At 45.3% G+C, this 10,129-nt stretch carries 11 protein-coding genes; 8 read left to right on the forward strand and 3 right to left on the reverse strand.

Annotated features, from left to right (window positions below; all coding sequences use genetic code 11):
• On the reverse strand, positions 1-304 hold a 304-nt coding region (locus E2K52_RS11810; protein WP_319922803.1), incomplete at its 3' end, for a 1-deoxy-D-xylulose-5-phosphate synthase N-terminal domain-containing protein.
• A gap of 309 nt (positions 305-613) precedes the next feature.
• Here E2K52_RS11810 and ribA point away from each other — a divergent pair.
• Positions 614-1,216 carry a GTP cyclohydrolase II gene (gene ribA, locus E2K52_RS11815; RefSeq protein ID WP_151205278.1) on the forward strand — a complete coding sequence of 201 codons (603 nt, stop codon included), beginning with the start codon at positions 614-616 and terminating at the stop codon, positions 1,214-1,216.
• A 115-nt stretch (positions 1,217-1,331) separates the two neighbouring features.
• Here ribA and hemN read toward each other — a convergent pair whose 3' ends face one another.
• The gene (gene hemN / locus E2K52_RS11820) at positions 1,332-2,705 is read right to left on the reverse strand and encodes an oxygen-independent coproporphyrinogen III oxidase (RefSeq protein WP_151205279.1); all 1,374 of its coding nucleotides are present in this window, start codon (positions 2,703-2,705) and stop codon (positions 1,332-1,334) included.
• A gap of 235 nt (positions 2,706-2,940) precedes the next feature.
• Here hemN and hemF point away from each other — a divergent pair, with 235 nt between their 5' ends.
• The 5 genes from hemF (at position 2,941) to E2K52_RS11845 (ending at position 7,869) form a co-directional block, all read left to right on the forward strand.
• Positions 2,941-3,888 (forward strand): oxygen-dependent coproporphyrinogen oxidase, encoded by a 948-nt coding sequence (hemF, locus tag E2K52_RS11825; RefSeq protein WP_151205280.1) that lies wholly within the window; start codon positions 2,941-2,943, stop codon positions 3,886-3,888.
• A 147-nt stretch (positions 3,889-4,035) separates the two neighbouring features.
• On the forward strand, positions 4,036-4,242 hold the full coding sequence (locus E2K52_RS11830; RefSeq protein WP_151205281.1) for a hypothetical protein: 207 nt from the start codon (positions 4,036-4,038) through the stop codon (positions 4,240-4,242).
• A gap of 88 nt (positions 4,243-4,330) precedes the next feature.
• Positions 4,331-5,119, forward strand: coding sequence for a shikimate dehydrogenase (aroE, locus tag E2K52_RS11835; RefSeq protein ID WP_151205282.1), 789 nt, complete (start codon positions 4,331-4,333; stop codon positions 5,117-5,119).
• Positions 5,120-5,489: 370 nt separating this feature from the next.
• A complete protein-coding gene (locus E2K52_RS11840) occupies positions 5,490-7,313 on the forward strand; it encodes an acyl-CoA dehydrogenase C-terminal domain-containing protein (RefSeq protein WP_151205283.1) in 1,824 nt (607 codons plus the stop codon).
• 346 nt (positions 7,314-7,659) lie between these two features.
• The gene (locus E2K52_RS11845; protein WP_151205284.1) at positions 7,660-7,869 is read left to right on the forward strand and encodes a cold-shock protein; all 210 of its coding nucleotides are present in this window, start codon (positions 7,660-7,662) and stop codon (positions 7,867-7,869) included.
• A 49-nt stretch (positions 7,870-7,918) separates the two neighbouring features.
• On the opposite strand, the gene hemW is transcribed toward E2K52_RS11845, so the two are convergent.
• On the reverse strand, positions 7,919-9,073 hold the full coding sequence (gene hemW, locus E2K52_RS11850; protein ID WP_151205285.1) for a radical SAM family heme chaperone HemW: 1,155 nt from the start codon (positions 9,071-9,073) through the stop codon (positions 7,919-7,921).
• Positions 9,074-9,196: 123 nt separating this feature from the next.
• Here hemW and E2K52_RS11855 point away from each other — a divergent pair, with 123 nt between their 5' ends.
• Both E2K52_RS11855 and E2K52_RS11860 read left to right on the forward strand, forming a co-directional pair.
• The gene (locus E2K52_RS11855) at positions 9,197-9,655 is read left to right on the forward strand and encodes a DMT family transporter (RefSeq protein ID WP_151205286.1); all 459 of its coding nucleotides are present in this window, start codon (positions 9,197-9,199) and stop codon (positions 9,653-9,655) included.
• A 40-nt stretch (positions 9,656-9,695) separates the two neighbouring features.
• Positions 9,696-10,129: MATE family efflux transporter (locus tag E2K52_RS11860; RefSeq protein WP_319922804.1), on the forward strand; the 434-nt coding region annotated here is incomplete at its 3' end.

Here is a 10,129-nt window from a genome sequence, read left to right on the forward strand (position 1 = left end):
TGGTCAACTGTTCCCGGCGTCCGGTCAAAGCTTTATGCGGATAGGCCTGATGACCTACATCCCAGATCAGGCGATCATGCGGCGTCTGAAAGCAATAGTGCAAAGCCACAGTCAGCTCAATTACACCGAGGTTGGCACCAAAATGCCCTCCACTTTGCCCAGCAGCATACAAAATGAATTGACGTAACTCATCCGCCACTTGCTCTAGCTGGCTTTGCTCAAGTGCACGCAGTTGCTGAGGATGATCAATTCCATCTAGCAATGGTGTTACAGGACGTTGAGTTGGAATTTCTGTATACAACATATATGGCAAAGCCTTCTAAAGCCTGGCAAATGCTAAGCGAGGTCAATGGGGAGTACCCGATCATATAGTTGAATTGTAGCAGCTTCAATTCAGCTACGCTTCTAGCGACGCATTATTACACAATGATTTCATCGGGGTAAAAAATTTGCAGGCTACGATTATCCTGAATAACCTCACTATTTATCAACTATTATCGTTCGCTTTCTTAAAAAAAGAAAATGTTCTCCACAAAATCCCCTGTGCAATTCTACTAATGTTTAATCATTAGGCTATACTTTAGTTACTTTTTAGGATTTTACGGGTTCAGCTGTGCCAATCGAATTTGTCGCAACGTCAAGATTACCGACCGCTCATGGTGAATTTAAAATTACTGTTTTTCAAGACCCTAAGACAGGAGAGGAACATATTGCGCTCTCTAAGGGTTTAGATGAACCCACTGATGAGCCAGTCCTGGTTCGTGTACATTCAGAATGTCTGACCGGTGATGCCTTTGCTTCCCTGAAATGTGACTGTGGCCCGCAACTGCAGGCCACCCTCAAGCTGATTAATGAAGTTGGCTGCGGCGTGATTTTATATCTGCGCCAGGAAGGACGTGGAATAGGCCTGACCAACAAGATTCGTGCCTATGCCTTGCAGGATCAGGGACATGATACGGTCGATGCCAACCTGATGCTCAATCTGCCGGCAGATGCACGTCAATATGACATGTGCAGCATTATGCTGGATCATTTGGGAGTGAAAGCGGTACGCCTGATCACCAACAATCCGCTTAAAATTGATGCGCTGACAGCACAAGGAATTCAAGTGATTGACCGTGTTCCCTTGACAGTAGGCTTAAATCCATTCAATGAGCAGTATCTCAAAACCAAGCATGAACGTATGGCACATATGTATCAGAAGGATGATTTTTAACGTCTGTTAAGAATTCTCCCCTCTTCCTCCCTTTCCCCAAGGGAGGAGGTTTATTTCATTGAAGAAAGTTTTTCTCATCTCTCCTCATCTCTCCTCCCACGAAATCAGGATGCGATTAAATCGTCATCGAGAAAATCCGGTTTTCCGGCATACGGCGCTTTAAATGCAAATCAAAGGCCATACAGATATTGCGGACAAAGGGTTTGCCTTTTTCCAGAATCGTGACTGATGCGTCTGCTATTTTAATCAATTCATCCTGCTGCATTTCTTCAAGCTGCTCCAGCACTTCCTCAATTTCAGCAAATTGCAGTTCAGGATTTTTCCATGAAGTGTTAAAGCTGCACATCAGGTTGAGAATATGCTGGCGAATGATCAGGTCTTCCCGAGACAGAATATGTCCTTTAAAGACCGGAATCTGATGCTGTTCCAGACATTCATAATATTCTTCAATTGTTTTCACGTTTTGCGCAAAGCTATACCAGCTGTCACTGATTGAGGAAATCCCCAGTCCAATCATGAGCTGGGTTTTGGAAGCGGTATAGCCCATAAAGTTGCGGTGTAAAGTCCCTGTTTGAAAAGAGTGGTACATGCTGTCGCTGCTTAAAGCAAAGTGATCCATGCCAATTTCATGATAGCCCTGTGCCAGAAGCTTGTTCTTGCCTTCTTCATAGCATTGGCGTTTGAGTTCATCTTTGGGCACATCAGTATCTTTAAAGCCGCGCTGGCCATTGCCTTTAATCCATGGCACATGGGCATAGCTATACAAGGCCAGACGATCCGGTAGCAATGAGTTGGTCTGGTCGATGGTATTTAAAACATCGTCCAGACTCTGAAAAGGCAAGCCAAAGACCAGATCATGCGAGATGGAGCTATAGCCAATCTCACGTGCCCATTCAGTGACCTGCTTGACATTCTCATAGGGTTGAATCCGATGGATGGCTTTTTGTACGGTTGCATTATAGTCCTGCACACCATAGCTGACCCGGCGAAACCCCAGATCATACAACCCTTGCAAATGCTCACGCGTGGTATTGTTGGGATGGCCTTCAAAACTGAACTCATGCTCTGCGGCAATGTCCGCCTTGAGTAAAATTCCCTGAATCAGCTGGGTTAAATGCTCAACTGAGAAGAAAGTCGGCGTACCGCCCCCCAGATGAATTTCTTTAATAAGAGGTTTGTCTTGCAGCAATTCACAATACAGTGCCCACTCTTTCAATACGGCTTGAATATAAGGCTGCTCTACTTCGTGGCGCTTGGTGACACGCTTATGGCAGCCACAGAAGGTACACAGGCTTTCACAAAAAGGGAGATGAATATACAGGCTAATGCCCTCTGACTGATTCGACTCGTCAAAAGACCGCTTTAAGCTCTGCTTCCAGCGGGCCAAGGAAAAATCCTGTTCTTGCCAATAGGGGACGGTTGGATAGCTGGTGTAACGTGGACCAGGAACATTATATTTCTGAATAAGAGATTTCATCTGAACCGACATGCTGTCCACCTGTGAGCAGATAAAGCCCGAAAAAATGAGTATGCTCAGCTATTGTGAGATGCTTGAAAAAAGAATTCAACCAAGCTCTCCGGTCGGATTTGAGCCTGGCCCCACCTGATCTCTTGCTGAGGTTGAGTCGGCCGGCACAGAAGGAGTATTGAGAAAAACACCTTAATTTTTAGGTCATTTTATGGTTTGATGTAAACAGCTTTTTAATCTCCTCATGAGGGTTCTGATGCAGCATCCAACATCTATGGATATTCAACGCGTTCGCGAATTTCTCCTCGACCTGCAAGCTCGGATCTGTGCAGCACTTGAACAGCAAGAACGGGCTGGCGGCGGTAGCGCCGAATTTGTGATTGATGACTGGGAACGTCCTGAAGGTGGCGGTGGCCGTTCCCGGGTTTTACAAAATGGCACGGTAATTGAAAAAGGTGGGGTAATGTTTTCCCACATTCATATATCCAACCTGCCGGCTTCAGCGACTGAACGCCATCCGAATATTGCCGGCGCCAAGGCTCAGGCCATGGGGGTATCGCTGGTCATTCATCCTAAAAACCCGAATGTACCAACCTCACATGCCAATGTACGTTTATTTGTGGCAGAAAAAGAAGGCCAGGATCCCATCTGGTGGTTTGGAGGCGGTTTTGATTTAACCCCCTTTTATCCCAATGATGACGATATTTTATCTTGGCATCAGACGGCACATGACCTGTGTGCACCCTTTGGGGCCAACGTGTATGCCGAACACAAAAAATGGTGTGATGATTATTTCTATCTGAAGCATCGTGACGAGCAGCGCGGGGTGGGCGGCCTATTCTTTGATGATCTTAATCAGTGGGATTTTGAGACCTGTTTCCAGTATATACAAGCTGTAGGCAATGGCTACTTAGAGGCCATTCTGCCTATTTTCAAGCGCAATCAGAACAAGGCATACACGCAGGCACAGCGCGATTTTCAGCTGTATCGTCGTGGCCGCTATGTAGAATACAATCTGGTCTATGACCGCGGTACGCTGTTTGGCCTGCAAACCGGCGGGCGGATCGAATCGATTCTGGTCAGTCTGCCACCTCTTACTGGCTGGTCATATCGTCCTGAATGGGCTGAAGGTTCAGCTGAGAAGCGCCTCACTGATTACTATCTTAAAGCGCATGACTGGTTAACAGAACTGAAAACCAAATAAGAATCCCCTACATAATTACATACAAAGTGTCCTCAAATAGAGGACATTTTCAATAGATAAATCATCTATACTCAAAGGCAATCCTTGAACCCGGGAATACCCTGCATATTGTCTGGTTCAATAATTTAATGACTGAGTAAAATAAAAATGTATGATGCCGATTTAAACCCTGCCCTTCTGGCCTTTTGGCTGTTTCTGATTACCTGTATTGCTGCGATTAGCACCGCTATAATTAGCCATAATTTTGTTCTGGACAGTGTGGCCATCAGTGTCAGTGTATTGACTGTTGCTGGCGTGGTGATCAGCATGGCACTATTTCTGGCAGAACAGATTATTGAAACTTGTAGTTCTTGAAGTTCGAACGGCTTAAATAAGCAGGCGCTTTAGTCCCCGGTCATTTTCACGTATATTGATGCCCATTTCAGCACATGGACACTGTGAAATGAGCAAGCAATTTGCCGTGGTCGGTAATCCCATTGAACAATCACGCTCTCCGGAACTTCATCAGGCTTTTGCAGCCAAAACCGGTATAGCATTAAACTATAAGAAACGTCTGGCGCCACTCGATGGTTTTAGCGCCAATATTCAGGAATTTTTCGCTCAGGGGGGCAGCGGCATGAATGTCACTGTGCCCTTTAAAGAGCAGGCTTTTGCTCAATGTCAGGTCCTGACCGAGCGCGCCAAAATTGCTAAAGCCGTCAATACACTCTGGATGCAAGAAGGTGTATTGCATGGAGATAATACCGATGGTCAGGGACTGGTCGAAGCCATTCGTGCCTTGGACTGGAATCTGGAAAATACCGATATCCTGATGATTGGCGCAGGCGGTGCTACACGTGGAGTGATTTATCCGCTGGTACAAGCAGGCGCCAAAAAAATCGTGATTGCCAACCGGACTCTGGCGCGTGCCGAACAGCTGGTGACAGACCTGCGTGATGCCGTGCCGCAGGCGGAATTACATGCCATCGCCCTAGATGCTCTAACGGGTGATTTTGATCTGGTCATCAATGCCACTTCTGCAAGCTTAACGGGTGATGCACTGATACTGCCAGATAGTTTGCGTTTTAAACAGGCCTATGAAATGGCCTATGGTAAACCTTCTTCTTTCCTCGATCAGGCCAAAGCCCGCGGTGTACCGACTTCTGAAGGTTTTGGTATGCTGGTCGGCCAGGCCATTGAATCCTTTTATATCTGGAATGGGGTAAAACCGGAGCTGAAGGATTTTCTTTAATTTCTTTCACTCCTCTGCTAAAGGACTGTCGAATCAGTCCTTTTTCAACTTTTTATGCTTATCTGATTGGATTTAGTGACATCTTTTTATTAGAAAAACTCGATAACATTTGGGTACAACTTATACAAAACTAGTACTGGACACAGCCGCTTTTTATTCATTAAAGTCTAATCAGATAAGCAGTTTTTATCTAACCCTGCTCCAGACCCAAGCCAGGCGAGCAAAAGAATAGCCAGCAACAGCTTGAATATGTAATTCGCTTTTCTGACAATTTTATTTGCGTGCCTTATCAATGTTTTTTTATTCCAAGTATGAATAATCATAGAATCGATACAGATAATCCAAAACTATTTTAATCAGGATTAAACGCATGCCAGCTTATAAAGCCCCTTTACACGACATTCGCTTTTTAATGAATGAAGTGCTTGACTACCCTGCGCACTACCAGAACCTGTCGAATGGTGAATATGCCGATGCTGACACGGTAGACATGATTTTGGAAGGCGCGGCAGATTTTTGTGAAAATGTCCTTTCTCCTTTAAACCAGAGCGGTGATCTGGAAGGCTGTCATTTTGAAAATGGCGAAGTCAAAACACCAAAAGGCTTCAAAGAAGCCTATGACCAGTTTGTACAAGGCGGCTGGCAAGGTTTGTCCTATCCTGAAGAATTTGGTGGCCAAAACCTGCCAATGTCTCTTAACCTGATCAAATCAGAAATGATGGGAACAGCTAACTGGTCTTTCCAGATGTATCCGGGCCTGAGCATAGGCTGTATCAACACCATCATGCAATATGGCACCGAGGCGCAAAAGAATACTTATCTGCCTCATCTGGTTGCAGGCACCTGGGCAGGCACCATGTGCCTGACTGAACCACAATGTGGTACGGATCTCGGTCAGGTGAAAACCAAGGCTGAGCCGAAAGAAGACGGCAGCTATGCCATTTCAGGAACCAAGATTTTCATCTCTGCCGGTGAACATGATCTGACTGAAAACATCGTGCATATTGTCTTGGCCCGTCTTCCGGATGCGCCGCAAGGCACCAAAGGGATTTCCCTGTTTATCGTGCCGAAATTCGTTCCAGCAGCAGATGGTGGTATCGGTGAACGTAACCCGGTGACCTGTGGTTCGATTGAACACAAAATGGGAATCCGTGCGTCTGCGACGGCCGTTCTGAACTTTGACAATGCAGTGGGCTATCTGATTGGTGAGCCAAATAAAGGTTTGCATGCCATGTTCACATTTATGAACACCGCGCGTATCGGTACGGCCATTCAAGGCATCTGTCATGCAGAACTGTCCTTCCAGGGTGCTTTACCATATGCAAAAGAACGCCTGTCTATGCGCGCCCTGTCGGGTAAAAAAGATCCGGAAAAAGTAGCTGATGCAATCATTCACCATGCGGATGTACGCCGTATGCTGCTAACCCAAAAAGCGATTGCTGAAGGTGGCCGTGCCATGATTTATCATGCTGCCCAAATTGCAGACAATATGAATGATGCGCTGGTACGAGGTGACCAAGCCGCTTTTGAAGAACAGGATGATCATTTAGGTTTTTATACCCCGATTCTGAAAGGCTTCCTGACCGAAATGGGCTTTGAAGCAGCCAACCACGGTGTACAGGTCTTTGGTGGACACGGTTATATCCAAGAATGGGGCATGGAGCAGATCGTACGTGATGCCCGTATCTCTACATTGTATGAAGGTACCACTGGCGTACAGGCACTTGACCTGATTGGCCGTAAAGTCCTGTTGACCTCTAAGGGTAAAGTCATCCGCGATTATACGGCTGAAATCCTGAAATTCTGTGGTCAGCATGCACGTAATAAATATATGCGCCGCTTTGCCTGGGATCTGACCAAGCTGTGCGCACAGTGGAATGCCCTGACCGTACGTATTATGCTGGCAGCACGCAAAGACCGTGACATCGTCTCAAGCGCTTCGGTGGACTTCCTGATGTTCTCTGGTTATGTGATGATGGCTTATTTCTGGGCACAACAAGCGGCGGTCGCTTCTGCGAAACTGACCTCTGGTGATGGTGCAGAAACACCAGAATTCTATAAAGCCAAAATCAAAACAGCAGATTTCTATTTTGAGCGCCTGTTACCACGTGCCCAAGGACATGCTGAAGCCATGGTTAACCCATCAAAAACGTTAACGACTCTGGCAGCAGAACATTTTAGCTTCGATTACTAATAAGCAAAGTAATTAAAAAAGAGCGCAATAGCGCTCTTTTTTTATATACAAGCGTATTTAAATCTGTTTATATGAAAGACGTACACAAAACACACAAATTTATTTGTATATTTTTCAAAACCCTAAACGATATTCAGTATAATTTTCTTGAAAATCTATAAATAAAAGGTATCATGACGATAACTAGAAAAATTCTTGTTTTGGTTAGTCTTCTTTCAAGTATCGCAGTTTTAGTCATAAACCTTCGTTTTACAGATCAAAAAGCTCCATCCTTTTCATTTTTCAAAGTTACGGTTAGTCATCTGAAATTTTGACTAAAAACACACAAGATTCAATAGGTTATATTATGTCTAATACAGTTAATGGTACAGTAAAGTGGTTTAACGAAACTAAAGGTTTCGGTTTCATTCAACAAGAGTCTGGTCCAGACGTTTTCGCTCATTTCAGCGAAATCCAAGGTTCTGGCTTCAAAACTCTAATTGAAGGCCAAAAAGTTTCTTTCATCGTTGCTCAAGGTCAAAAAGGCCCTACAGCGACTCAAATCACTGCTCTATAATTAGAGACTGATTTGAAAAAGCACCCGGAAGGGTGCTTTTTTTATGGGCTTAAAGAAATTCTTCCAGCACTGAATTTAAAAATATATGTCCCTGTTCCGTACAGGCAATGCGACTTATATCCTCTACCATCAAGTGTTGCTGACGTAGTGAATCCAAGAGTCCATTTAAATGCTCAACTGAAAGGCCGGTCCGCTCACTATAAAGTTTAGTATCTACGCCGTTGTTCAAGCGCAGGACATTCATCATAAATTCAAATGGCAGCTCGCTCTCTTCAATCCGTTTAAACTGTAAATGCTCGGCAGGCACTTTAGCCAGATAATCTTTGGGTAAACGGGTTTTCTGGAAACGGTACACGCCATCCGGTCGAGTTACTTTCCCATGCGCCCCTGCTCCAATGGCCAGATAATCGCCAAATTGCCAATAATTCAGATTGTGCGCCGAAGGCAATTCTTTACGCCAGGCAGAGACTTCATAATTAACAAAGCCTTGGGCTTTCAGATAGCGCTCGCCCTGCTCCTGAATATCTTCCAGAACATCATCTAGCGGTAAAACTGGCTGGGTGCGGAAAAAGACCGTATTCGGTTCTATAGTGAGCTGATACCAGGAAATATGCGTTGCTCCATGTTCAACAGCGAGCTTCAGATCATTTAGCGCCTGTTCTAGAGTCTGTTCCGGTAGTCCATGCATCAGGTCTACATTAATGCGCTGAAAGCCAGCTTCATGTGCCAGCCCAATGGCAAAAAGAGCATCTTCATTGCTATGAATCCGCCCTAAGCGTTTCAGATGTTCAGTATTAAAGCTTTGCACGCCAAGCGAGAGACGGTTAATACCTGCTGCGAGATAGCCCGCAAAAGGATCATGCTCGACGGTGCCTGGATTGGCTTCCAGGGTAATTTCACAATCCGCTTCAAAAGGAATAATCGCCTGCAATTGTGTAAATAACCATTGATAGCCTGGTGCAGAAATGAGCGAAGGGGTTCCACCACCGATAAAAACACTGTGAATGGCGCGTCCCTGGGCAAAATCTACCTGAGTTTTAAAGTCCTCGACCAAGGCGTGTAAATATTCCTGTTCCAGCTCCAGAGACAATTTCCCCTCAGGAACCGCATGTGAGTTAAAGTCACAATAAGGACATTTGCGCACACACCACGGCATATGGATATAAAGCGATACAGGAATCAGGGCGGGATTTAGTTCAGCCAAAGAAGTACTCAAAATTATGACAAGATCTATCCAAATTTTAACATGATTGTTCCAGCACACTGTTAAAATTAAAATCACTGCAAGATCAACCTAAAAATTTAAATAAAATTAGCTCATTAAATTATGAAAATATCTTCCCAACTGATCATATTATTGCCTCTGGTGTTTACCATTGGAGTCTTGCTGACCTTGCAGACCGCCATTAACACCCAGTTAAAAGAATATTTATATTCTCCGATTCAAGCTGCATTTTTTTCCTTTTTGATTGGTACAATAGTGCTTGCTCTGCTGGTGCTGTTGCAGCCGCAATCCAAGCCGACTCTACAGGAGCTGATGAATGTGCCCCTGTACTTATGGATCGGAGGCGTACTGGGAGTATATGCCATTAGTATGAGCATCTATGCAGCGCCCAAGCTTGGTTTTTTGACTTTGACGGGTGCCATTATTTTTGGACAGCTGGTCATGTCGATGGTCGTAGACCAATTTGGTCTGCTGGGCAATGCAAAACTGCCGCTAAACTGGCAACGTCTATTGGGTGGCGTAGTGATTTTTATTGGTGTGCTTCTCACTTTACAACGCTAAACCTTTTCTCTAAGCACATAATTACCTATGAGTCATTTTTGTGTCTAATGTTTCGTCCGCCACAACCTTTTCCTTTGAGTTAAAGCGCCTGTTTCAGCTCATGCTGCCCATTCTGGTCACCCAGTTTTCCCAGGCAGGGTTGGGGCTCATTGATACGATTATGGCCGGACACCTTTCCCCTACTGATCTTGCCGCAATTGCGGTAGGGGTTGGTTTATGGATTCCGGTCATGCTGCTGTTTAGTGGGATCATGATTGCCACCACGCCTTTAGTGGCTGAAGCCAATGGTGCACGTACGCCGGAAAAAATAGCCACTATTGCCCGGCAGTCTCTATGGGTGGCATTGGTCCTCGGGATCATTGCAGGCCTGATTTTACAGATTTTGCCTTGGGTCCTGCCCCTGCTAGGTGTGCCGGAAAGTCTACAGCCTAAGGCCAGCCTGTTCTTGCATGCCATTGGTTTCGGGATGCCCGC

This window comes from Acinetobacter sp. RF14B (assembly GCF_006864105.1).
Classification (GTDB): Bacteria; Pseudomonadota; Gammaproteobacteria; order Pseudomonadales; family Moraxellaceae; genus Acinetobacter; species Acinetobacter lwoffii_C.